Origin of the sequence: Actinocatenispora comari (assembly GCF_017312725.1) — a bacterium.
GTDB lineage: Bacteria > Actinomycetota > Actinomycetes > Mycobacteriales > Micromonosporaceae > Actinocatenispora > Actinocatenispora comari.
Map to the genome: position 1 here is coordinate 42,462 of NZ_BOPO01000147.1, position 21,732 is coordinate 64,193.

Genomic DNA, 21,732 nt, shown 5'->3' on the forward strand with positions numbered 1-21,732 from the left:
GAGACACATCGTGACCGACGACCTGCTGCGCGCGCCCGCCGAGGTCAAGTACGCCGACGAGCTGAACTGGCTGGAGTCGGTGGACGACGGGCCCAAGCCGTTCTCGTGGCGGCTGTCGCCGAAGATGGTGCGGCTGTTCATCCTCGGCTCCGAGCGCGCCGACGGGCTGGAGCGCGAGATACCGCAGAAGTGGTTCGGTGATCGCAGCTTCGTCGAACGCGCGATCGTCACCCTCGCCTCCGACCGCGGTCTGCTGCTGATCGGCGACCCCGGGACCGGCAAGAGCTGGCTCGCCGAGCTGCTGTCGGCGGCGATCTGCCGCAACTCGACGCTGGTCGTGCAGGGCACCGCCGGTACCACCGAGGACCACATCAAGTACTCGTGGAACGTGTCGATGGTGATCGCGAAGGGGCAGTCGCGCGAGTCGATGATCCCGTCGCCGATCATGACCGCGATGGAGCGCGGCGTGATCGGCCGGTTCGAGGAGCTGACCCGCTCCACCAGCGACGTGCAGGACGCGCTGATCTCGATCCTGTCCGAGAAGTACGTGTCGATCCCGGAGCTGGACGACGACAACATCGTGTTCGCCCAGCCCGGCTTCTCCATCATCGCCACCGCCAACAGCCGGGACCGGGGCGTCAACGACCTGTCGTCGGCGTTGAAGCGGCGGTTCAACTTCGTCCGCATTCCGGTGGTGACGAACAAGAAGAGCGAGACCGAGATCGTCCGGTTCCGCACCGAGGAGCTGCTGAAGCGGCACGCGATCGAGCTGGACGTGCCGCCGTCGCTGCTGTCGATCCTGCTGCAGAGCTTCGCCGACCTGCGCGCGGCGGCGCAGTCGGCGGCCAGCGACGACGAGAAGCTGGAGTCGGCGCTGTCCACCGCCGAGCAGATCGGCGTGCTGGAGGACGCGATCCTGTCCAGCCACTTCTTCGGCGACCGCACCCTGACCGCGCAGCGGCTCGCCTCCTCGCTGGTCGGTTCGCTGGCCCGGCGCAGCCCGGAGGACCTGGCGATCCTCAACAAGTACTGGCACGGGGTGGTCGAGCCGCGCAGCAAGGCCGAGGGCGGCGAGTGGCCGGCGTTCCTGGACGGTGGTCGCGACACCATCGCGACGCTGTCATGACCGGCGCTGCCGGGAGCGGGATGCCGGCCGAAGCGCCGTTCGCGGCGCTGCGCGGCCAGCTTCACGACGCCGCCGGTAAGTTCGGCGGTGGCGAGGTCGCGGCCGAGATCCTGACCGGGCTGGTCGACGACGTCGACCGGGCGCTGCGCGAGGCGCTGGAGATCTTCCCGGTCTGCCACCACTCGCCGGCGTCCGCGGTGGCGATGGCCCGGCGGTTGCGCGCGAAGCAGCCCAAGGTGATCTACCTGGAGCTGTGCGAGGATCTGCAGCCGTTGCTGGGCGAGCTGGCCAACTGCACCCTGCCGGTCGCGCTGCAGGCGTACGCATCGGAGCTCGACGGGTTCCCCGCCGAGTGGGGCCCGCTGTCGGTGATCGCACCGATCACCGAGGCGTCCGCCGAGTACCAGGCGATCTCCTACGCGCTGACCACGCCCGGGGTCGAGCTGGTCTGCGTGGACCACTCGGCCGACCACGTGTTCCAGCAGAAGCCGCCCGAGCGCTCCACGGCCGAGCCGCCCGAGCGTTCCGCGGCGGAGCCATCCGAGCCGGCGTCGGCCGAGCCGGCGCTGCACGGTGACGCGGTCGGCGTGCAGCTCGGTGACCTGCGCCCACGGTTCGCCGAGCTGGAGGCGTTCCTGCTGCACCACGGCAAGGTGCGGCACTGGTCGGAGTGGTGGGACCAGTACGTCGAGCAGCCGCTCGTCGGTGCCGACCACGAGACGTACCGGCAGGTCATGGTGCTGATCGGCAGCCTGTTCCGGCGGCTGACCCCGGACCCCGGCCGGCTGGCCGAGGACGAGGCGCGCGAGCGGTACATGTGGACCCGGATCCGGGCGCACCACTCACAGTCCACTGTGGACATCGGCGACTGCCTGTACGTGTGCGGCGCGTTCCACGCGGCGACCCGGGTCGACCAGTTCGGCGTCGACTCGACCGCGGCGTACGAGATCGGGCCGCGCACCGAGACGAGCTGGCTCTACGGGCTGATCCCGTCCAGCCACTCGGCGATCGAGGCGCAGTTCGGGCTCGCACCCGGCTCGGTGTCGATCGCCGCGGCCACCTGGTCCCGCGCCACCAGCGGCCGCGGGGCAGTCCGGCCGTACCGGCTGAGTTCGGCGAAGTCCGGCAAGACGGCGAAGGCTTCCACGCCACGGGTGACCACGGCGACGGCGCCGGCCGAGCCGGGCGGCGACATGCTGTCCGAGTTCCTGTCCGCGCCGTCCCGGCCCGGCGGGCTGGACGACGACGAGCTGCGCGGCTGGTGCGTCGACCTGGTCCGGCTGGCCCGCCGCAACGGATACCTGGCCAGTACCGCCGATGCGATCGCGGTGTTCGAGACCTCGATGCTGCTCGCCGGCATCCGCGGCCGGCACCGACCCACCCCGTACGACTTCTCCGACGCGGCCGTCACCTGCATCGAGAAGGACACCGTGCCCGGCCGTCGCGACGTCGCGACGCTGTGCGGGATCCTGCTCGGCGGCGACCGGATCGGCCGCGTCGGCTACGACGCGCTGCCGCCACTGGCCCGCGACGTGTACGACCGGCTCACCCCGCTCGGCCTCGACCTGACCGCCCGCACCCAGAAGCGCGCGCTGCTCGACCTGGCCGCGCAGCCCGAGCTGCGGCCCTGCTCGGACCTGCTGTGGCTGCTGCGCCGGCTGCTGCCGGACGGCACCGTCCGGCCGATCATGGGCGAGCGCACGCTCGGCGAGAGCTCGGTGCAGGAGAGCTGGGACCTGGCGCTGGGCCGCAACCAGCGCTCGCTGATCGAGCTCGGCTACGACGGGGTCACCGTCGAGCAGGTGCTCGAACAGCGGCTGCGCCGCGCTGCCTGGGACCCCACCGCCACCGCCGGTACCGCGCTCGCCGCCGTCGAGGACTCGATCCTGTTCCTGGCCAACCGCCGGTTCACCGAGGAGCTCGGCGCCCGCGCGGTCAGCCTGCTCGCCGCCGAACGCACCGTCGCCGGCGCCCCCGACGTGCTGCGCCGCATCCGCCGGCTCCTCACCTACTACCGGGGCGTCGCGCCGACGCTGCCGGGCTGGGTGCAGGAGTTCGTCACCGCCGGCTACGCGCACTACTGCACGCTGCTGCCGGTCGCCACCGTCGACGAGGAGACCTCGGTCCGGCAGGTCGCCGCCATGCTGGGCTTCCTGTTCAGCATGGAGAGCCTGGCGCTGTCGCTCGGCTGCGACCGGGCCCAGCTGGAGCTGGCGGTGGCGCAGTCGCACCCGGAGACGCCCGCCACGATCGCGCTGCTCTGGGCCGCGCGGTACCAACTCGGCCTGCTCACCCTGGCCGACCTGCGGTCCCGCTGCGACGAACTGCTCGGCAACCCGCTGACGGTGCCGTCCTTCCCGGCGTACCTGAGCGGGTTCGTGCAGGCGCTCGACCCGGCGCCCGGGCTGACCGGGTTCGTGGTCGAGGCGCTGTCCGGCGCGTTCGCCCGGCTGCCCGACGAGGTGCTGCTGCCCTGGCTGCCGACCCTGCTGACCACGCTGCGGGCCGAGGCGGCCGAGCTGATGCCGCTGCTGGTGCGCGAGGCGGGTCGTACCTTCCCCGGCTCGCTGCGCGCCCTCGACACCTGGACCCCGCCGTGGGCCGAGACGCCGCCGGCGCCGATCCCAGCGGTACCGGCGGTTGCGGGGCCGGCGGTCGAGCTGCTGGCCGAGCGGCCGGACAGCTGCGACGCCGTCGCCGCCCTGCTGGGCAGCACCGATCCCTGGCACGGCACCGTATCCGTGCCACCGGCCGGGCTGCTCACCGAGCATCCCGCCACCGCCACCGCGGTCGCGGCCCTGCTCGACTGAGCCGCCCACCGACCGGGGCCCCCGGCCGGTGGGGTCTCCGGCCGGGCTCGCCGCCGCCGTCGGGCTCCGATGGGCCCGGCGGGTTGGCGGCTTCGGCCTGCCTCACCGCCGCCCTCGGGCTTCGGCGGGTGGTGGCTCCGGCGGGGGTGCCGCCGCCAACGGACCTCGCGTGCTCCGGCGGGGGTGCCGCCGCCGACGGACCTTGCGTGCCTCGGCGGACTGGCGGCTCCGGCCGGGCGCGCCGGTGCTGCCAGAGCTCGCCGGACTCCGGCAGGCAGGCGGCAGCGGCCCGGCTCGCCGCCGAGCCGTCCGCGACGACCGTCGGGGCGGACGGCGCGACCGGGGGCCGGGCCGGACCACGCTCTGTCCACAACGGACGGTGTCATGGTCGGGGATGACGCCTGCGGGTACACCCGTACGCCGGGCGGTGGACCGGAGTTCGCTCGCTGGTTCGATGCGCGCGGCCGGGTCCGGCTCCTAGGGTCGGTCCCCATGAGGAAACGACGGATGCCGGCCGTGGCGGCCGGTGCGGTCGCGGTGGCGACGGTGTTGGTGGCAGGCCCGGCGGCGGCCATGTCCGGAGGGCAACCGGTGCCGGCACCGGATCCGGCCCCGTGGGTCGCCACCCTCGCGCTCGCCGGGGACGGTTCGTTGCTGCAGCGGGCCGGCTGCGGGGGCGCGCTGATCGCGCCGGACCGGGTGGTCACCGCGGCGCACTGCGTGGACCAGGTGGATCCCAGCGGGCAGGAGGTGCACGTCGGCGCGCGGGTGCTGTCCACCGACCCGGGGGAGACGCGCCGCATCCGCGGTGTCAGCGTCCGGCCCGGTTACCGGATCATCCCGTCGCCGGCGAACCCGGACGACCCGAACGACTCCACCGCCGCCGACGACCTCGCCGTGATCCTGCTCGACCGCCCGGTCACCGACATCGCGCCGTTGCCGGTGGCCGACCGTCGACCCGCAGCCGGTACCGAGGTGTCGCTGTTCGCGCACGGCACCACCGGGCACGCCGGGGCGGACTTCCGCGACGACGTGCTGCACCGCGGTGACCTGACCACGTTGCGCCCCAACGACTGTACGGCGGGGACGCCCGGCACGGTCGACACGCCGTCGGTGTGGTGCGCGCAGGACACCGCGGGTACCGGCGTCACCGGCTGCTTCCAGGACAGTGGCAGCCCGCTGGTGGCCTGGACGGAGGGCCGGCCCCGGCTGGTCGGGCTGTTCAGCTTCGGCGGCGAGACCGCGGGCAAGGCCTGCGGTACACCGTCGGCGCAGTACGCCGCGGACACCACCGGCCTGCGGCGGTGGCTGTTCGCGCCGCGCCTTCCGCTCGAACCGTACCCGGCGGGTGCGCCCGAGGTGACCGGATCGGCGACGGTGGGCGGCACGCTGCACTGCGCGCCACCGGTGTGGAGCCGCTCCCGGGGCGACCGGCCCGAGTCGATCGGGTACGGCTGGGCGACGGTGACGCGGGCCGGGCCGTTCGAGCTGCCCACACCGATCGGGGGCGCCGACGCCGACACGCTCACCCTGGGCGCGGACCTGGCCGGTCAGCGGGTCGCCTGCGTGGTGACGGCCGCAACCCGGCCGGTGCCGTGACCGCCCTGTCCACGCCGCTGCCGGTCGCGTCGTAGGGTGTGTCGATGATCGAGGTGTCGGCGGCCCGCGAGGTGCCGGTGCCGGCCGAACGGGCCTGGGCGGTGGTGGCCGACTACGGCCACGACCCGCGGTGGCGCCACGGCGTGTCGACGATGGCGCCGCAGCCATCCGGCCCGGTCACCGTCGGTACCACCACGGCGGAGGTGCTGCGGTTCGCCGGCCGCACCTACCGCAGTGGCGGGCTGGTCACCGAGGTCGACGAGGGGCGCGGCTTCGCCTGGCGTACCACCTCGGGCCTGGTCGCGCACGGCGGTCGGACGGTGCGGCCGCTCGGCGCGCGGTCGGCGCGGGTGACGCTGCGCGCCACGGTACGGCCGGTCGGCGCGCAGCGGCTGCTCGCGCCGGTGCTGCGGCCGCTGCTCGCCCGTACGCTGCGCCGCGACCTCGACCGCCTCGCGGCCCTGCTGGCCACCGACCACTGAACCGTCCGACCGCCGAACCGGCCGCGCATCGGCCCGGCCGACCACTGAACCGACCACCGCTGAACCGGCCGACCACCGGCCCGGCCGACCACTGAACCGGCCGACCACCGGCCCGGCCGACCGCTGAACCGGCCGACGACCGGCCCGGCTGGTCACCGGATCACGCCGGCCGCGGCTCGGTGCTTCGTATCGAGTTCAGCGGCGGCGGTAGTGCGCGATGATCACACCGGTACCGGTGGTCACGCTGCCGGTCAGCTCCAGCTCGGTGAGCGGCGCGGGACCGTCGAACAGCCGCATCCCGCTGCCCAGCGTGAGCGGATGGATCAGCAGGGTGTAGCGGTCGATCAGGCCGGCCGCGTGCAGGCTGCGGACCAGCGACGCACTGCCGTTGATGCTCAGGTCCCTGCCGGGCCGCGCCTTCAGCTCGGCGACCGTGTCGACCGCCTCGCCGCGCAGCAGGATCGAGTTCTGCCAGGCGTTCGCGTCCGGCAGCGTGCGGGACACCACGTACTTGGTGGCCGCGTTCATGTGCGTGCTGAACGGGTTGCCATCGGTCGCCCGCCCCCACGCGGTGGTGAAGTCCTGCCAGGTACGGCGGCCGAACAGCATGTCGCCGGGCCGCGCCATGCCCTTGCCGAGCTCCCGGCTCATCACCTCGTCGGTGTACCGGGGCCCCCAGCCCCCGTGCGTGAACCCGCCGCGGGTGTCCTCGTCCGGCCGGCCGAGGCCCTGCACGACCCCGTCCAGGCTGATGAACATCGTGGCGCTGATCGAACGCATGGTTCCTCCCGAAACTCGCGGCCGGCCGTCACCCGGCGGGTGCCTCCGAACAGACGACCGGTGTCGGCGGAACTCATCGGCCCGCACCGTCCGGTGGGCCGGTGCGCACCGTCCACGCGAACCGGCGCGCACCGTCCGGGCGGGCGGGGCGCGGCGACCACCGCTCGGGCGGGCCGGGCTCGGTGGCGAACCGGCCCGGGTGCGGCGAGATGCCCAGCTGCGCCGTGCGGTCGTCGTCGTACCGCTCGGCGTGCAGGATCGCGACGTCCGGCTCGCGTCGGGTGCGCAGCCCGACCTCAGCACCACGCGGCACGCCCGCTTCCTGCCGACCGCGCCACCCATCGGTGCCGAATTCGCCCAGTCGCGCCGAGGTCCGACCGATGGCGGCGATATGTCGACCCTCAGTAACCATAGCGGGATCGATTCGTTGCGTTCGGTGAGATCAAGGGCCCGATCAAGGAGAAGCATGCGTACGTCCCGCGCGCTGGCGGTGGCCGCACTGGCCACCGGTACCGTCCTCGCACTGGGGTCGCCCGCCGCCGGCCATGCGAGTCCGTCACCGACCTGCGCCAGCGGCGGCTACGGTCGGTCGTCCTGCACGCCGACGCCCGGTGGGTACGGTTCGCCGAGTCCGTCGGCGCCCGGCTCGGTCAGCCCGTCCGCGCCCGGCGGGTACGGGTCGCCGAGCCCCTCGCCGTCGACCACCAGCGCGAGCCCGTCGCCGAGCGGCAGTGCGTCGCCCAGCGGCAGTGCTTCGGCCAGTGGCAGTGCGTCGCCGTCGGCGTCGGTCAGCACGCCGGTGACGTCGACCAGCCCGTCGACGCCCACGTTGCCGGTCACCGGGGGCGGCGTCGGGGTGCTCGTCGCGGTGGCCGTGGCGCTGCTCGCCGCGGGCGGCTGCGTCTGGTTGCTGGCCCGCCGTCGCCGCGCCTGACCGTACCCTGACGGTAGGGCGCCTGACGCGCCCGAGCCGGTGAGGGGGCACGGGATGGCGCGACGGCGCGGCGCCGACACCGACCGGCCGATGCGGGAGTACCGGCGGCGTCGCGACCCGGCCCGCACGCCGGAGCCGATGCCCACCGCGACACCCGCCAGCGGGCACGACGACACGTTCGTGATCCAGCAGCACGACGCCACCAGCCTGCACTGGGACCTGCGGTTGGAGCGGGACGGCGTGCTGGTGTCCTGGGCGGTGCCGCGCGGGCTGCCGGCCGAGCCGGGGGTCAACCGGCTCGCCGTGCACACCGAGGACCACCCGCTGGAGTACTCGACGTTCGAGGGCACGATCCCGGCCGGCGAGTACGGCGGCGGCACGATGACGGTCTGGGACGCCGGGACGTACCAGACCGAGGAGTGGCGCGCCGACAAGGTCACCGTGACGCTGGCCGGCAGCCGGGTGCGCGGCCGGTACGCGCTGTTCGCCACCGACGGCAGGAACTGGCTGATCCGCCGGCTCGACCCGCCGCAGGACCCGGACCGGGTGCCGATGCCCGACACGGTCGAGCCGATGCAGCCGGTCCGGCAGGCCAACCCGCCGCGGGATCGGGACCGGTACTCCTACGAGTTCGACTGGGGTGGCGAGCGCGCGATCGCGTTCGTGTCCGGCGGGCGGATCCGGCTGCACGCCGCGGACGGCAGCGAGATCCGGGCACCGGCCGGCCTGCCCCGCGCGGCCCGCCGGATGGGCGCGCGCCCGGCGGTACTGGACGGGGAACTGGTCACGCTCGCGGCCGACCCGGTGTTCGTCGGCTTCGACCTGCTGTACGACGACGGGGTCGACCTGACCGGGTGGCCGCAGCAGCAGCGGTGGGACCGGCTCGACGCGTTGCCCTGGTGGGGTGGCAGCTGCCAGCTCGCACCCCGGTTCGACGACCCGGCCGCGGTGCGCGCGACGGCCCGGGAACGCGGCCTGCCCGGCATCGTCGCCAAGCGCCGCGACGCCCCGTACCGGCCGGGCACGACCTCGGCCGCCTGGAAGCGCATCTCCGCATAGCACTGCCTTCCCGGCCCGACCCAGCTCGGCCCCGCCCGACCATGGCCCGGCCATGGCCCGGCCCGACCATGTCCCGGCCCGGCCCGGCCCGGCCCGGCCCGACTCGACTCAGCTCGGCTCAACCCGGCCGGCTCAGCCCTGCCCGGGCCAACTCCGACTCGGCCCAGCTCGGCCGGTCCCGGCCCAGCTCGGCGCGGCCCGACTCGGCTCGGGCGACTCGGTCGGGCGGCGGCTGGAACGCATCCCGGGCGGCGCGACGCCGGTACGGTGTCGGGATGACAGCCGTACCGGAGCAGATGGTCGTGGTCGGCGCCGGGGTCAGTGGGCTGACCACGGCGATCTGCCTGGCCGAGGCGGGCCATCCGGTCCGCGTGTGGGCGGCGGAGTCGCCGCCCGACACGACCTCCGCGGTCGCCGGGGCGCTGTGGGGCCCGGTGTTCACCGAGCCGGTCGCCGAGACGCTGGCCTGGACCGGGGACTCGCTGCGGGTCTTCCGCGAGCTGGCGCGCGATCCGGCCACCGGGGTGCGGCTGGCTCCCGCGCTGACCGTGGGTGCGCTGCCACCCGCCGGCGAACTGCCGCCGCAGGTCGGGCTGATACCGGAGCTGCGCCCGGCGGACCCGGCCGAGCTGCCGGGCGGGTTCGCCGCCGGCATCCGGGCCACGATGCCGCTGATCGACATGCCGCGCTACCTGGGCTACCTCACGCAACGGCTCGCCGCGGCCGGCGGCCGGATCGAACGGCGCCGGGTCGACTCGCTGGCCGAGGCCGCGGCGGTGGCCCCGGTGGTACTCGACTGCGCCGGTCTCGGTGCCCGCGAGCTGGCCGCCGACCGGCAGTTGCGGCCGGTGTTCGGCCAGCACGTGGTGCTGACCAACCCGGGCCTGGACGAGCTGTTCCTGGAGCTCGCCACCGGCACCGAGTGGACCAGTTTCTTCCCGCATCCGCACCGGATCGTGTGCGGCGGCGTCAGCATCCCGGACCGCTGGGACACCACGCCGGACCCCGAGCTCGGCGCGCGGATCCTGCGCCGGTGCCGGGCGATCGAGCCGCGGCTGCACGACGCCGAGGTGATCGAGACGGTCACCGGCCTTCGCCCCGACCGGCCCGCGGTACGGGTCGAGGCGGAGTCGCTCGGCGCGGCACGCTGCGTGCACAACTACGGCCACGGTGGCAACGGGGTGGCGCTGTCGTGGGGCTGCGCCCGCGCCGCCGCCCGGCTCGCCACCGCTGCCCGCCCCGGTACCTGACGCCACCCGCCCGCGGGCGGCACCTTCCGCGCGGAAGCTGCCGCCGCACCCCCCAACCGCCCGCACCCGCGAACCGCCGCCCCCGCGAACGCCTCGGGACCGCGAAGCGCCGCCGGGCCCGCGCGCAGGCGGCGCTCGCCGGGGAGCCGACATCATCCGCCGGCGCGCTGGCTCCCGGCGGATGGGAGGCGGCGCCACCCGCCGGGGAGCCGCCGGGCGCTCGCCGTGCCGGCGCCGGTGCAACAGTACGGCGGGCTGTCGCGTCCTGGTGACGGGAGGGAGGTGGCCGAATGAGCGCAGATCGCGCCGCGCCGGGCGACCGCGGTGAACCGGGCGACGGCGTACCGGACCGCGCCGCCCCGGCGGGCCCCGGCGCCGACGAGCCCGACGACGCGTACGAGGACTTCTACCGGCGCCGCTCGCAGGCGTTGCTGCGGTACGGCTACGTACTGGCGGGCAACCCGCACGACGCGGCCGACCTGGTTCAGGAGGCGTTCGCCCGGCTGCGGGTGTCCTGGCGCCGGGTGCGGCGCCGCACCGACCCGGAGGCGTACGTGCGGACCACGATGGTACGGCTGCACATCAGCCGATGGCGGCGGCTGCGCCGGGAGCGCGTGGTGGCCGAGCCGCCCGAGCCGGTCGAGGAGGACGTGGCGCTGCGCCGGGTCGCCGACGACCGCGGCCTGTGGGCCCAGCTCGCGGTGTTGCCGCCGCGGCAGCGTGCGGTGCTGGTGCTGCGCTACCACGACGACCGGTCGGACGACGAGATCGCGGACATCCTGGGCGTCGCCCGGGTCACGGTCCGCACCCAGGCGCATCGCGCGCTGGCCAAGCTGCGGGCAGCGTGGGCCCCGGCCGCCGAGCCGCAGAAGGTGGTGGAGGGACGATGAGCGACCTGCTGGAACGCGACCTGATCCGGACGCTGCGCCGGCATGGCGACGTCACGATCGAGGTACCGGCCGGGATGTGGGAACGGATCGAAGGGCGGGTGCGCCGCCGCCGGCGAACCCGGCGCGCGGCGCTGTCCGGCGGGCTCGCCCTGGCGGTACTGGCGGTACTGGCGGTGCTGGTGGGTGGCTGGCAGCTCGCGCGGCCCGCCGCTCGCGATCGCGGGCTGCCACCGGCGACCGTGGTGGCCACTCCGACACCGGCACGGATCGTCGCGCCGATCGCGCCGCCGGCGACACCGACCGTACGGTCGGTGCAGCGGACCTGGCCGGCGGCGATCGAGCGGATGCCGGCGACGGCGCCGGGCGGCGCGAAGGTGCTGCCGGTCGGCGTGCTTGGTGCCGACCAGCTTCTCGTCGCCGAGTCCGGTGGCGGAGAGCGGACCAGCGCGTTGCTGCGCTACGACCTGCGGAACGAGACGTTCTCCGCCGTCGCCGACCTGGCACCGGTCGGCCGGCTCAGCGGGTACTTCCCGCAGGGCTTCGCCACCGACGACCGCACGGTGGCCTGGAACGCCGAGGGCACCGACGCCCGCGGCAGGAAGGTCACCGAGTTCGTCGCGGCCGACCTGGCCGGCGGCCACGAGCGGCTGCTCGCCACCGTGCCGGGCGAGCTCGGGATCACCGAGCTGAACCTGGTGGACCATCGCTGGCTGGTCTACACCGGCACCGACGGCGTGCGGCGGATCCCGTTGTCCGGCAACGGAGCGTCGGAGCCCGTTCCGGGTGGCCGCGGTCTGCACCTGACCTCCTGGCCGTGGGCGAGCAACCTGACCGACCCCGGCGGATCGCGGCACGCGGTGGTGTCGACGAACCTGGTGACCGGCGCGCGGCGTACCTTCTCCGCGGCCGGCATGTGGACTCGCGACTGCGTGCCGGACTGGTGCATCGGAAACCTCCGTGACCGCGCGACGCTGCTCGGGCCCGAACCGGTGGGGCGCACGGTCTCGGCACCGAGGTATCTGGTCGCCAGCGGCCGGTTCGGCGGCGGCCGGTTCGTCGACGCGATGTACGGCGACCGGAACGTGTTGTGGGACATCAAGACCGGGCGGCTGGCCGGCTACGACGCCCGGTCGACGGTGCTGCTGAATCACGAGACCTGCCTGGTCGCCTGGCCCGACCCGGCGAACCGGGACAGCCTGCTGGTCTTCGACGGCGCGGCGGTCCGCTGACCCCGCCCGGATCCGGCCACCGCCCGCGCCGGCGGCGGCCGCCGCATCCGCGCCGGCGGCGGCCGCCGCACCCGCCCGGCGTCGGAACCGGGGCCGCCCGGGCCGTCCGGCGCCGGAACTGGCCGCCCGAGCCGCCCGGCAGCGGCCGCCGGTCCGCCACGGCGCCGGCAGCGGTCGCTGTCCCGCGCCCGCTGCCGGTCGTACCGGTGCCGGGTGCGGGACCGCGCGCACCGGTGTGGCGGCGCACGGGCTACCGTCGGTACGGTGACTGCTCGGTCACCGTGGTCGGGCACGACGGAGGCGGACGATGAGCGGACAGGGCTCCGACTGGACGCCGGACGGGGTGGACGACTCCCGCCCGAACGCGGCCCGGATGTACGACTACTTTCTCGGCGGCGCGCACAACTTCGAACCGGACCGGCAGCTGGCGGACACGCTGCTGAGCATCGCGCCGGAGATCCGCGACATCGCCCGGGCCAACCGGGCGTTCCTGCAGCGCGCGGTGCGGTGGCTGGCGGCGGCCGGCATCGACCAGTTCCTCGACCTCGGCTCCGGCATCCCGACCGCCGGCAACGTGCACGAGATCGCGCAGCGGCTGGACCCGAACAGCCGGGTGGTGTACGTGGACACCGAGCCGGTCGCGGTCGCGCACAGCGAGCTGCTGCTGGCCGACGCGCCGCGGGTCGCGGTGCTGCAGGCGGACCTGCTCGACCCGGCGGCGGTGCTCGGCTCGCCGGAGGTGACCGGGCTGCTCGACCTCGACCGGCCCATCGCCCTGCTGCTCGTGTCGGTGCTGCACTTCTTCGCCGACGAGCAGCGGCCCGGTGCGCTCGTCGCCGACTACCTGTCCCGTACCGTGCCGGGCTCGTACCTGGCGATCTCGCACGTGACGCCGAACGAGCACAGCGAGCAGGTCCGGTCGCTCTACCAGCACACCAGTGATCGGCTGTACCCGCGGTCGAAGGCGGAGATCGCCGCGCTGCTGGACGGGTTCCCGCTGGTACCGCCGGGCCTGGTGCGGCTGGGCGACTGGCATCCCGACACGATCGCCGACGGGACCGAGGCCGACCGGTCCGCCTCGTACGCCGCGATCGCCGCGCGCCGCTGACCGGCGGCGGCCCGCCCCGGCCCCGCGGACCACGGCGGCCTGGCCTCAACGCCGTGGACGCCGCGAATCCGGCGGTCCGGCCGGTCGTCGTTCGCCGGGGCCGGCTCGGCGGCGCCGGGCTGCGCGGGCCGGGCGCCGCCGGGCGGGGTCAGCCGAAGGCGGTGAGGGTCAGGTGCAGGGCGGTCGGCGCGCCGTCCTCGATGTACGAGGCGAAGCCGGCGACGTCGTCGAACGGGAACCCGTACGCCTTGCCGTCGGTCATGTGCGCGTGCATGACCCGCGCGTAGTGGTTGGTCGGGTCGGTGGCGTAGAAGCCGGCCGGGTCGTCGGTCGGCTGGCTGGCGGAGGCCAGCAGGGTGGAGCGGTTGAAGCCGGCGCCGAGCGCCGCGGCCACCGGGCCGGTCAGCCCGTCGTTGGGTGCGGCCAGCGCGCCGGCGCAGAAGAACACGTCGGAGGTGCTCGGCTTGGAGATGGGTGCGACGCCGCCGTCGAAGGTGAACACGCCGCCGGAGACCCGGCCGGTGCGGTCGGCGCTGCCGGTGTGCACGGTGAGCGTCTCGCCGGTGTACTTCGACCAGACGTCGTTGATGTAGCCGTCGAAGTAGTCGCCGGCGAACCGGCCGACCTCGATGCCGTGTCCGGGCGCGATCACGCGCAGGTCGTCGAGCACCAGCGAGCCGAACCCGGCCTGACCGGACAGGTCGGCGAAGATCGCGCCGCGGCCACCAGCCGCCAGCGTCCCGGTGGTCTGGTCGGACGCGCCGACCAGGTGCACCGACGACGGCACGCTGAACATGTCGACCTGGGTGTTGTTGCAGTGCATCCCGGAACCGTCGTAGGTGAACTCGAAGAAGTCGTGCAGCACCGGGTAGTTCGGATCCGACTCGACCCAGCCGGCCGGGTACGCCAGCGCGGGGTTGCCGTTGCCGTCCGGCACCGCCTTGAACTTCAGCGGCTCGCCCAGCGCGAAGTAGATCCGGCCGGACATGTGCGGCAGCGCGATCGTCGTGTCACCGCTGCCGGACAGCGGGATCGAGTAGTCGGTGTAGCCGTCGGATCCGTTGTCGGACAACGACACCGGGATCAGGTTGCCGTTCGCGTCGGCGTGTGCCTGGGCGCCGGTGGCCAGGTCGGTGCCCACCACGTACAGCTTGATCGCGTCGTTGCCGGCCTTGCCGGACTCGTTGGTGACGGTGACCGGCAGGGTGCCGTCCGCGAACCGTCGCCGGGTACCGGCGGCGGCCACCGACGGCGCGCCGAACGCGGCGACCAGCGGTGCGCCGACCGCGCCGAGCGCGAGGCCGCGCAGCAGCGACCGGCGGGGTACGGGGGTGTCGGACATGGCCCGCTCCTTTCGCTTGATTGTCCACAAGGGACCTGTCAGATTGCCGTGCTGCCACTGGATTCGCGGACCACCAGCCGGGTCGGCAGCAGTACCGAGCGGGGCTCGTCGGTGGTCGGCGCGGCGGCGAGCTCGGCCAGTACCGCGGCCGCGGTGGTGCCGAAGCGCCGGTAGTCCTGGGCGATCGTGGTCAGGCCGGGCCGGACCATCGCGGCGGCGTCGATGTCGTCGAAGCCGACCACCGCGACGTCGCCCGGCACCGTACGGCCGGTGTCGGTCGCGGCCTGCATCGCCGCGACCGCCATCGCGTCACCGGCCACGAACACCGCGGTCGGTGGGCTGGGCAGGTCGAGCAGCCGGCGCATCCCGGCCGCGCCTGACGCGGCGAAGAAGTCGCCGGCCACCTCGTACTCGGGCCGACGGCGCAGCCGCCGCCGGGCCAGCTCGGCCCGGTAGCCGGCCAGCCGTTCCGCCGCCGGCCACAGGTCCAGCGGGCCGGTGATGGTGGCGATGCGGCGGTGCCCCAACGCATGCAGGTGCGCCACCGCGTCGGCCGCGGCGGTCCGGTTGTCCGACCCGACGCTCGCGGTACGCGGACCGTCCAGCGCCAGGTCGAGCCCGACGCACGGGATCGGCGTCGCCAGCAGGGCGCGTACCTGCGGGGTGTGCTGGTCGACCCCCATCATCACGATGCCGTCCAGCGTGTACTGCCGGGCCAGCCGGACGTAGCCGGCCTCGTCGTCGGGTGGCACGATCGGCAGCAGGATGAGCCCCTGGCCACGGTCGCTGAGCGCCGCCTTGAGCCCGATCAGCACCTCCTGCAGGAACGGGTGCTGCCGCCCGCCGCTGCGGTAGTCGGTGTCCCACAGCAGGCCGATCAGCTCGGACCGGCGGCTGGCCAGGGTGCGCGCCGACGCGTTCGGGCGGTAGCCGAGTTCGGCGGCGAGTGCGACGATGCGGGCCCGGGTCGCGGCGCTGACCTCGGGACGGCCGTTGAGCGCGCGCGACACGGTCGCGGCCGAGACGCCGCTGCGGCGGGCCAACTCGTCGATGTCCACAGTACGCACTCCCGACATAACCGACGTAAGCGCTTCCGGCCCAGTAAAGAACCCTTACCGAACCGTGTCAACCCCTACCCGGCCCCGATCGTGCGCCGTGCACCGGGCCCATCCGTCGCGGTGACTCCGCCGGGCGCCGGCAACCGACGCCAGGCATGGCTGCACGACGCGCGGGTCGCGGTGACGCGTCGGCCGCTCGACGCCGGTTCGTCGTTCGCGCCGACCGGCTACTCGGGCCGCAGGTACCGGCGGAGCACGTCGGCCTCGGCGCGCAGCCGGTCGGCCGCGTCCTGCCGCCCGCTCCGGGCGTACCCGGTCGCGGCGTCGACCCGCTCCGCCACCTCGGCGGCGACGATGGCGTGCAGGTCGTCGGGCGTCAGCTCCCGGCGCGCCGCCTCGGCCGACCCGACGCCGACGGCCGCGCCCGCCACGTGCTCGCTGCTGGACATCCGCGCGTCCGGCGCCGGTACCGCCTCGGCGTTGTCGATCGCGGCCAGGGCCGACCGCAGCGCCGAGACGGCGACCCGGTCCCGGGCCTTGAGTGCGGTGGTCAGGTCGCGGCGCATGGTGGTTCGCATGAGCCGGGACGCTAACCGCGGTCCCCGCCTCCGGGCAACGACATTCCGGCGGTACCGCGGGCGCCGGCCGCGCGCCCCGTTCGGTCGGTGGGGCTCGGCCGGGCGTTCGGGCTGAGGGCGCTCAGGCCCCGACCCGGCACGGGTCGCGGTCCGGTGTCGCCGCGCCGGAAGCGGCGGCGAGCGGTCGGCGGGTCCGGCGGGACAGCAGGTGGCCGGCCAGGGCCGCCGCGATGCCGGCGAGGCCCGCCACCGCGAAGCCGGCCGCCGGTACCGAGGCGTCGACCGCCCACCCGACGACCGGGGCGCCGAGCGCGACGCCGGCGCTCATCGCGGACGCCTGCAACCCGGTCGCCTCGCCGCGGACCCCGGCCGGGGCCAGCCGGCTCACCGCGTCCGACACGGTGGACAGTGTCGGCGCGGTGAGCAGGCCGGTACCGACGACCGCGAGGCACAGCCAGGGCCAACCGTGGGCGAGCCCGGCCAGTACGGTCGCGACGCCGAGCAGGCCGAGCAGCAACCGGCCGGGCAGCGGCCGGCTCAGCGCGCCGTAGCAGAGTCCGCCGGTGACCGAGGCGAGGCCGCAGACGGCGACCACCAGCGACGCCCAGGAGACCTGACCGGCCTGCTGCAGGGTGGCGACGATGGCGAGGTCGATGCCGCCGAGCAGCAGGGCGGTACCGAACGCCAGTACCAGGACGGCGACCATCCCGCGCCCGAGCCACTCCCGCCGGCGCGGTGGGGCAGTGCCGGCGGGTGCCTCGTCGGGGGCGCGCAACGGCGGGTCGAGCGCGGCGATCGCGACGCCGCCGACCACGATGGCGCCGCCGACTCCCCACGCCATCGTGGCGGGCGACAGCGTCGCCGCGGCGAGGATCACCGCCGCCGGCCCCACCAGGTACGACAGCTCGCCCTGCACCGACTCCAGCGCGAACGCCGGCCGGCGCTGCGGGCCGGCGGTCAGCGCGGCGATCGCCTGCCTGGTCACCGCCTGCGCCGGCACCATCAGCAGGCCGGCGACGAACGCGGCGCCCAGCAGCACCGGGTACCGCAGGACCGGTACGGCAAGCCAGAACCCGGCCTGCAGGACCACGGTGGCCAGCAGCGCGGTACGCAGGCCGCGCCGGTCGATCAGCCGGCCGAGCAGCGGACCACCCAGCGCCAGGCCGGCGGTGAGCGCCGCGGGGACGGCGCCGGCGGCCGCATAGCCGAGGTGCAGCCCGAGCACCACGTACAGGGTCAGCGCCATCCCGGCCGCCGTGATCGCCATCCGGGCGAGCAGCGAGACGGCCAGCAGCGGTGCCAGGCCCGGCACCGCGAGCACCTGTCGGTATCCGGTCACGTACGCGACGCTAGATCAGCTCGGTGCTCAAAGGAACTGGTGATTTGGTTGGGCGTGGTATAACTGTTCCTTATGGCGCGAGAGTTGGAGACGGCGCTGCTGCGTTCGTTCGTCACCTCGGTCCGGGCCGGCAGCATCAGCCGCGCCGCGACCCTGCTCGGCCAGACCCAACCCGCGCTCAGCCAGCAGTTGCGCAGGCTCGAACGCACCGTGGGCCATCCGCTGCTGCACCGCTCGCCGGCGGGCGTCGCGCCCACCCGCGCCGGCGAGGAACTCCTGCCGTACGCGGAGCGCATCCTGGCGCTCGCCACCCAGGCGCTCGCCGAGACCGGGCACGCGCTCAGCGGCCACTGCGGCATCGGGCTGCTGGAGGACCTGGCCGCCTCGCACCTGCCGCAGGCGCTCGCCGACCTCGCCCGGCTGCACCCGGCCGCCACGCTGGAGGTGCTCAGCCTGTCCAGCGCCACCATGCGCGAGGCGTACGACGCGGGCCGGGTCCAGCTCGTCCTGGACGAGCTGCCCTACCTGCCGGGCCCACCGCGGTGGACCGTGCGTCGCCCGCTCGCCTGGGCGGTCGGGCACGGCGTCGAGCTGACCGCCGATCCGCTGCCGGTGGTGCTGTTCTCCGGCACCTGCACCTGGCGTACCTCGGTGCTGGAGGCGCTGTCGCAGGTCGATCGGCGCTGGCGGGTCGCGTTCGAGAGCGACAGCCTGGTCGGGGTGCTCGCCGCGCTGCGGGCCGGGCTCGGCGTCTCGGCGTTGCTGCCGGCCAACCTGGAACCGGGCATGGTCTGCCACGACCCGCTCGCCCTGCCGGCACTGCCCGACGTGGAGCTCGGCCTGACCCGGCATCCGGGCACCGACGGCGATCCGCTGATCGATGCGGTGGCGACGGTGTTGCGCCGGATGATCTGAGCCGAACGACCGAGCACCGAACGACCGAGCACCGAGCGACCGAGCACCGAGCGACCGAGCACCGAACGACCGAGCACCGAACGGCGAGCGGCCGAGCGGCGAGCGGCGGGTGGTCCGAGCGGCTGGCGGTCCGAGCGGCGGGCGGTCCGGGTGCGGACCGGCTGAAGCCCGCGCCACCGCGGGCCGGCTACCTGGTGGCGAGCAGGGTCTGGATCGCCTCGACGGCGGCGGCGAGGCCGTCCTCGGCGCGCATCGCCGCGCCGACGGTCGCGGCCCGGTCCCGGTACCTCGCGGTACGGGCGGCGGCGATCGCACGGGCCAGCCCGGCGGCGGTGATCCGGCGGATGCCGCTCGCGCCGGGCGCGGTACCCAGCCGTTGCAGTTGCCGTGCCCAGAAGAACTGGTCGGCGGCGAACGGCAGCACCACCGACGGCACCCCGGCCCGCGCCGCCGAGTGCGCGGTGCCGGAGCCGCCGTGGTGCACCACCAGCGCGGTACGGGGAAACAGCCAGTCGTGCGGGACGTCCCCGACGACGCAGAAGTTCGCCGGCAGCTCCAGCGCCTCGGCGCCGCTCCAGCCCGGCGCGAACACCACCCGTTCGCCGGCCGCGGCGGTGACCACGACGTCGAGCAGGGCACGCTGGTCGAACCCGGCCATGCTGCCGAACCCGACGTAGATCGGCGCGTCGCCGGCGGCGAGGAACTCGGCCAGCGCGGTCGGCGGCGACCACTCGCCGGCGGGCCGGATCCACTGCCCGCACAGCCGGGCGTCGGCCGGCCAGTCCGCCGGGCGCGGCAGCAACGTCGGCGAGATCCCGTACAACATGGGATGGCCGGCCCACGGCTTGCGTGCCGGCCCCAGGCCGACCGATGCGCGCGCGGCGTCGGTGGCGCCGCGAAACGACCGCCACAGCACGGCCTCGACCAGGCGGTAACTGGCCCGGTTGAGCCGGCCGGGCAGCCGCCGCGGCGGCAGGAACGGCGACGGGAACGCCGCGGTGGCGGTCAGCGGGATCATCCCGGCGCCGACCGCCGGCAGGCCGAGCCTCTCCGCGGCGGAGAACCCCACGTACGCGGCGAGACCGGCGACGATCAGCGCGTCGCAGCCCGCCGCGGTGGCGAGCACCTGGTCCAGCCAGGCGCCGGTGTTGTCGTTGGCGAGCCGGGCCAGCGCCCTGGTGGTGGACTGCAGGCCATTGCGCCGGGCCACCGCGGTGGCCACGTCGCTGCCCGGCCGCAGTACGGCGCGGATGTCGCCGGCCAACGGCCCGCACGGCACGCCGAGCTCCTGGGCGCTGCGCAACGTCCCGCCGTCGGCGAGCAGCGTCACGTCGTGGCCGGCGTCGCGCAGCGCGGCGCAGAGCGCGGCGACCGGCCGGGTGTCGCCCTCGGTGCCGTACGTCGCCGCCACCAGCCTCATGCCGCCACCAGCCTCATGCCGCCATCGCTTCCCACGATCTGCCGCACCGTACCGCGCGGCCGGCTGCCGGCCGGACGTGGCACGGCCCCGGCACCGGGGGTCCGGGTACCGGGGCCGTGCGGCTGCGGGCGTCAGGAGTGGCTGCGGCGGCGCCGGGCCGCCACGGTGAGCACCGCACCGGCGGCCAGCAGTACCGCCGCGGCACCGCCGATCAGGCCGAGCGAGGCACCGGTCACCGGCAGCCCGCCGCTGCCACCGGCGGCCAGCGTGACGCTGGGCTCGGTGGACGGCGACTCGGACGCCGAGCCGGACGGCGACGCCGACGCCGACGGCGACTGCGAGGTCGGTTCGTCGCTCGGCGAGGCGGACGGCGAGTCCGAGGCCGACTCCGACGGCGAGGGCGACGGGGGGACGTCGACGCAGGTGTTCAGCGCCGCGGTGGTGCGCGCGAACTGGGTGCCGGAACTCGCCTTCACCTGCATCCTGGCCACCACGTTGTGCTGCAACGGCCCGGCCACGGTGAACGTGAACGTGTCGGTGACGAGCAGCCGGTCGGTCGTCTCCGGGCAGTACACGTACGAGGCGTTGGCCTTGCAGGTGCCGTCGTTGCCGTGCCCGGTGAAGCTGATCGGACCCGTCCAGTACAGCGCGAAGCTGCCGGCCGCGTTCGCGGTGGAGGACTGGCGCGAGGTGACGGTCAGGGTCACCGTGTCGCCGGCGTAGGCCACCTTCGTGTCGAACGCGGCGGACACCGCGATCGTGCCGTTCGGTGCCGGGCTCGCGCTGGGACTGGGGCTGGGGTCGTCCGCGAGCGCCGGCGCCGCCGCGGTGAGCGCCAGCGCGGCGCCGGACAGCGCGGCGACGGCGAAGTTACGAAGCTTCATCGGGTGCCTTTCGGGGTGGTCGAGGCGATCGCGCCATCGACTGACGCACCCGTTACACGCCCGGCGCCGATCGTCGGTGGCGCGCCGGCTCGCCCGTACCGCCGCCGGCGCTCACTCCGTCGGGCGGCCGAGAACGAGCAGGTCGCTGTCGCTGACCACCGGGCGCGGGGTGAGCTCCCGCTCGGCCGCGGCCTCGATGGCGGCGAAGCCGGCCGCGATCTCGGGCTCGGTCAGGTGCTCGAAGGTGGAACTCGCCCGGTGCCGCAACCGCTCCACGTAGCCGCGGAAGCTGGCGTCGTGACACTCCGGTACCTGCTCGAACGCGACCGGCGCGAGCCCTGCCGCGGCGAAGTCGTCGATGGTCTCGCGCAGCGACGGGAACATCGCCTGCTCGACCTCGCGCGCCCGCGGGAAGTAGTGGTGCCACGGCTTGTCCGGCAGCCGGTCGGCGAAGCTGCTGCGCAGCAGCACCCGGCCGCCCGGCGCCAGCACCCGGGCGATCTCCCGCGCGGCCGCGGGCCGGTCCTCGACGTGGTGGTACGACAGGAACAACAGCACCAGGTCGCAGCTGGCGGCCGGCAGCGGGACGGCCTCCGCGGACCCGGGCCGGTACGACACGCCGGCCGGGGCAGCGTCCCGCTCCGCCACCTGCCGCATCCGGTCGGACGGCTCCACGCCGTACACCGGGCCGCCGAACGTGGCGGCGAGCGCCGGGGTGAACCGGCCGGTACCCGAGCCTAGGTCCAGCACGGTGAGCGGTCGTTCGGTGCGGGAGTGTCGCTGGAACGCCCGCAGCCAGGTCGCCGTCGTCTCGTCGCTGACCGCCCGGCCGAGCGAGTAGGTCAGGTGTTGCCGCCGGTCGTAGTCGACCTTCTTCAGCACCCCGGTCACCTCCTCGATGTCATTCTGGCCGGTCACCATGATGCTGC

At 74.9% G+C, this 21,732-nt stretch carries 21 protein-coding genes; 11 read left to right on the forward strand and 10 right to left on the reverse strand.

Annotated elements, in window-relative coordinates; genetic code table 11:
- Positions 1-10 precede the first annotated feature (10 nt).
- The 4 genes from NUM_RS34235 (at position 11) to NUM_RS34250 (ending at position 6,017) form a co-directional block, all read left to right on the forward strand.
- On the forward strand, positions 11-1,126 hold the full coding sequence (locus NUM_RS34235) for an ATP-binding protein (protein WP_207129087.1): 1,116 nt from the start codon (positions 11-13) through the stop codon (positions 1,124-1,126).
- A gap of 20 nt (positions 1,127-1,146) precedes the next feature.
- The gene (locus NUM_RS34240; RefSeq protein WP_207129125.1) at positions 1,147-3,936 is read left to right on the forward strand and encodes a DUF5682 family protein; all 2,790 of its coding nucleotides are present in this window, start codon (positions 1,147-1,149) and stop codon (positions 3,934-3,936) included.
- 492 nt (positions 3,937-4,428) lie between these two features.
- The gene (locus NUM_RS34245; protein ID WP_207129088.1) at positions 4,429-5,535 is read left to right on the forward strand and encodes a S1 family peptidase; all 1,107 of its coding nucleotides are present in this window, start codon (positions 4,429-4,431) and stop codon (positions 5,533-5,535) included.
- Between the two features lie 44 nt (positions 5,536-5,579).
- Positions 5,580-6,017 (forward strand): SRPBCC family protein, encoded by a 438-nt coding sequence (locus NUM_RS34250; RefSeq protein WP_207129089.1) that lies wholly within the window; start codon positions 5,580-5,582, stop codon positions 6,015-6,017.
- 195 nt (positions 6,018-6,212) lie between these two features.
- Here NUM_RS34250 and NUM_RS34255 read toward each other — a convergent pair whose 3' ends face one another.
- From NUM_RS34255 to NUM_RS34265, 3 genes are all read right to left on the reverse strand, one after another.
- Positions 6,213-6,797 (reverse strand): dihydrofolate reductase family protein, encoded by a 585-nt coding sequence (locus NUM_RS34255; protein ID WP_207129090.1) that lies wholly within the window; start codon positions 6,795-6,797, stop codon positions 6,213-6,215.
- A gap of 73 nt (positions 6,798-6,870) precedes the next feature.
- Positions 6,871-7,110 (reverse strand): hypothetical protein, encoded by a 240-nt coding sequence (locus tag NUM_RS34260; RefSeq protein ID WP_207129091.1) that lies wholly within the window; start codon positions 7,108-7,110, stop codon positions 6,871-6,873.
- Positions 7,111-7,376: 266 nt separating this feature from the next.
- Complete coding sequence (locus tag NUM_RS34265; protein WP_207129092.1) at positions 7,377-7,637, reverse strand: hypothetical protein; 261 nt, start codon at positions 7,635-7,637, stop codon at positions 7,377-7,379.
- Between NUM_RS34265 and NUM_RS34270 the strand changes: the two genes are divergently transcribed.
- The 6 genes from NUM_RS34270 (at position 7,627) to NUM_RS34295 (ending at position 13,267) form a co-directional block, all read left to right on the forward strand.
- Complete coding sequence (locus tag NUM_RS34270; protein WP_207129093.1) at positions 7,627-7,731, forward strand: LPXTG cell wall anchor domain-containing protein; 105 nt, start codon at positions 7,627-7,629, stop codon at positions 7,729-7,731. The genes NUM_RS34265 and NUM_RS34270 overlap by 11 nt on opposite strands.
- Positions 7,732-7,785: 54 nt before the next feature.
- On the forward strand, positions 7,786-8,790 hold the full coding sequence (locus NUM_RS34275; RefSeq protein ID WP_207129094.1) for a DNA polymerase ligase N-terminal domain-containing protein: 1,005 nt from the start codon (positions 7,786-7,788) through the stop codon (positions 8,788-8,790).
- Between the two features lie 275 nt (positions 8,791-9,065).
- On the forward strand, positions 9,066-10,040 hold the full coding sequence (locus tag NUM_RS34280; RefSeq protein ID WP_207129095.1) for an FAD-dependent oxidoreductase: 975 nt from the start codon (positions 9,066-9,068) through the stop codon (positions 10,038-10,040).
- A 290-nt stretch (positions 10,041-10,330) separates the two neighbouring features.
- Positions 10,331-10,930 (forward strand): SigE family RNA polymerase sigma factor, encoded by a 600-nt coding sequence (locus NUM_RS34285; protein WP_207129096.1) that lies wholly within the window; start codon positions 10,331-10,333, stop codon positions 10,928-10,930.
- Entirely contained in the window at positions 10,927-12,159 is a 1,233-nt protein-coding gene (locus NUM_RS34290; protein ID WP_207129097.1) for a hypothetical protein, read from the forward strand. Before NUM_RS34285 ends, NUM_RS34290 begins: the two co-directional genes overlap by 4 nt.
- Before the next feature lie 307 nt (positions 12,160-12,466).
- The gene (locus NUM_RS34295) at positions 12,467-13,267 is read left to right on the forward strand and encodes an SAM-dependent methyltransferase (protein ID WP_207129098.1); all 801 of its coding nucleotides are present in this window, start codon (positions 12,467-12,469) and stop codon (positions 13,265-13,267) included.
- 148 nt (positions 13,268-13,415) lie between these two features.
- On the opposite strand, the gene NUM_RS34300 is transcribed toward NUM_RS34295, so the two are convergent.
- The 4 genes from NUM_RS34300 to NUM_RS34315 all read right to left on the reverse strand — a co-directional run bounded on the left by NUM_RS34300 (position 13,416) and on the right by NUM_RS34315 (position 17,584).
- Positions 13,416-14,609 carry a beta-1,3-glucanase family protein gene (locus NUM_RS34300; RefSeq protein ID WP_207129099.1) on the reverse strand — a complete coding sequence of 398 codons (1,194 nt, stop codon included), beginning with the start codon at positions 14,607-14,609 and terminating at the stop codon, positions 13,416-13,418.
- Positions 14,610-14,647: 38 nt separating this feature from the next.
- Positions 14,648-15,667 (reverse strand): LacI family DNA-binding transcriptional regulator, encoded by a 1,020-nt coding sequence (locus tag NUM_RS34305; RefSeq protein ID WP_225919039.1) that lies wholly within the window; start codon positions 15,665-15,667, stop codon positions 14,648-14,650.
- A 227-nt stretch (positions 15,668-15,894) separates the two neighbouring features.
- Positions 15,895-16,245, reverse strand: a complete 351-nt coding sequence (locus NUM_RS34310; protein ID WP_207129101.1) for a GatB/YqeY domain-containing protein — start codon at positions 16,243-16,245, stop codon at positions 15,895-15,897.
- Between the two features lie 121 nt (positions 16,246-16,366).
- Positions 16,367-17,584 (reverse strand): MFS transporter, encoded by a 1,218-nt coding sequence (locus NUM_RS34315; protein WP_207129102.1) that lies wholly within the window; start codon positions 17,582-17,584, stop codon positions 16,367-16,369.
- 72 nt (positions 17,585-17,656) lie between these two features.
- Between NUM_RS34315 and NUM_RS34320 the strand changes: the two genes are divergently transcribed.
- Complete coding sequence (locus NUM_RS34320) at positions 17,657-18,499, forward strand: LysR family transcriptional regulator (RefSeq protein WP_207129103.1); 843 nt, start codon at positions 17,657-17,659, stop codon at positions 18,497-18,499.
- Positions 18,500-18,686: 187 nt separating this feature from the next.
- Here the strand turns inward: NUM_RS34320 and NUM_RS34325 are convergent, their stop codons facing one another.
- The 3 genes from NUM_RS34325 to NUM_RS34335 all read right to left on the reverse strand — a co-directional run bounded on the left by NUM_RS34325 (position 18,687) and on the right by NUM_RS34335 (position 21,721).
- Complete coding sequence (locus tag NUM_RS34325) at positions 18,687-19,919, reverse strand: glycosyltransferase (RefSeq protein ID WP_207129104.1); 1,233 nt, start codon at positions 19,917-19,919, stop codon at positions 18,687-18,689.
- 131 nt (positions 19,920-20,050) lie between these two features.
- On the reverse strand, positions 20,051-20,803 hold the full coding sequence (locus NUM_RS34330) for a hypothetical protein (protein WP_207129105.1): 753 nt from the start codon (positions 20,801-20,803) through the stop codon (positions 20,051-20,053).
- Between the two features lie 111 nt (positions 20,804-20,914).
- On the reverse strand, positions 20,915-21,721 hold the full coding sequence (locus NUM_RS34335) for a class I SAM-dependent methyltransferase (RefSeq protein ID WP_207129106.1): 807 nt from the start codon (positions 21,719-21,721) through the stop codon (positions 20,915-20,917).
- Between the last annotated feature and the right edge of the window lie 11 nt (positions 21,722-21,732).

What these genes read in the sequence shown, in the direction of transcription:
- NUM_RS34330 (WP_207129105.1), bottom strand. Translation starts at nt 20,803, where the DNA reads ATGAAGCTTCGTAACTTCGCCGTCGCCGCGCTGTCCGGCGCCGCGCTG.
- NUM_RS34325 (WP_207129104.1), bottom strand. Translation starts at nt 19,919, where the DNA reads ATGAGGCTGGTGGCGGCGACGTACGGCACCGAGGGCGACACCCGGCCG.
- NUM_RS34250 (WP_207129089.1), top strand. Translation starts at nt 5,580, where the DNA reads ATGATCGAGGTGTCGGCGGCCCGCGAGGTGCCGGTGCCGGCCGAACGG.
- NUM_RS34275 (WP_207129094.1), top strand. Translation starts at nt 7,786, where the DNA reads ATGGCGCGACGGCGCGGCGCCGACACCGACCGGCCGATGCGGGAGTAC.
- NUM_RS34280 (WP_207129095.1), top strand. Translation starts at nt 9,066, where the DNA reads ATGACAGCCGTACCGGAGCAGATGGTCGTGGTCGGCGCCGGGGTCAGT.
- NUM_RS34245 (WP_207129088.1), top strand. Translation starts at nt 4,429, where the DNA reads ATGAGGAAACGACGGATGCCGGCCGTGGCGGCCGGTGCGGTCGCGGTG.
- NUM_RS34310 (WP_207129101.1), bottom strand. Translation starts at nt 16,245, where the DNA reads ATGCGAACCACCATGCGCCGCGACCTGACCACCGCACTCAAGGCCCGG.
- NUM_RS34320 (WP_207129103.1), top strand. Translation starts at nt 17,657, where the DNA reads ATGGCGCGAGAGTTGGAGACGGCGCTGCTGCGTTCGTTCGTCACCTCG.
- NUM_RS34255 (WP_207129090.1), bottom strand. Translation starts at nt 6,797, where the DNA reads ATGCGTTCGATCAGCGCCACGATGTTCATCAGCCTGGACGGGGTCGTG.
- NUM_RS34300 (WP_207129099.1), bottom strand. Translation starts at nt 14,609, where the DNA reads ATGTCCGACACCCCCGTACCCCGCCGGTCGCTGCTGCGCGGCCTCGCG.
- NUM_RS34240 (WP_207129125.1), top strand. Translation starts at nt 1,147, where the DNA reads ATGCCGGCCGAAGCGCCGTTCGCGGCGCTGCGCGGCCAGCTTCACGAC.
- NUM_RS34285 (WP_207129096.1), top strand. Translation starts at nt 10,331, where the DNA reads ATGAGCGCAGATCGCGCCGCGCCGGGCGACCGCGGTGAACCGGGCGAC.
- NUM_RS34290 (WP_207129097.1), top strand. Translation starts at nt 10,927, where the DNA reads ATGAGCGACCTGCTGGAACGCGACCTGATCCGGACGCTGCGCCGGCAT.
- NUM_RS34295 (WP_207129098.1), top strand. Translation starts at nt 12,467, where the DNA reads ATGAGCGGACAGGGCTCCGACTGGACGCCGGACGGGGTGGACGACTCC.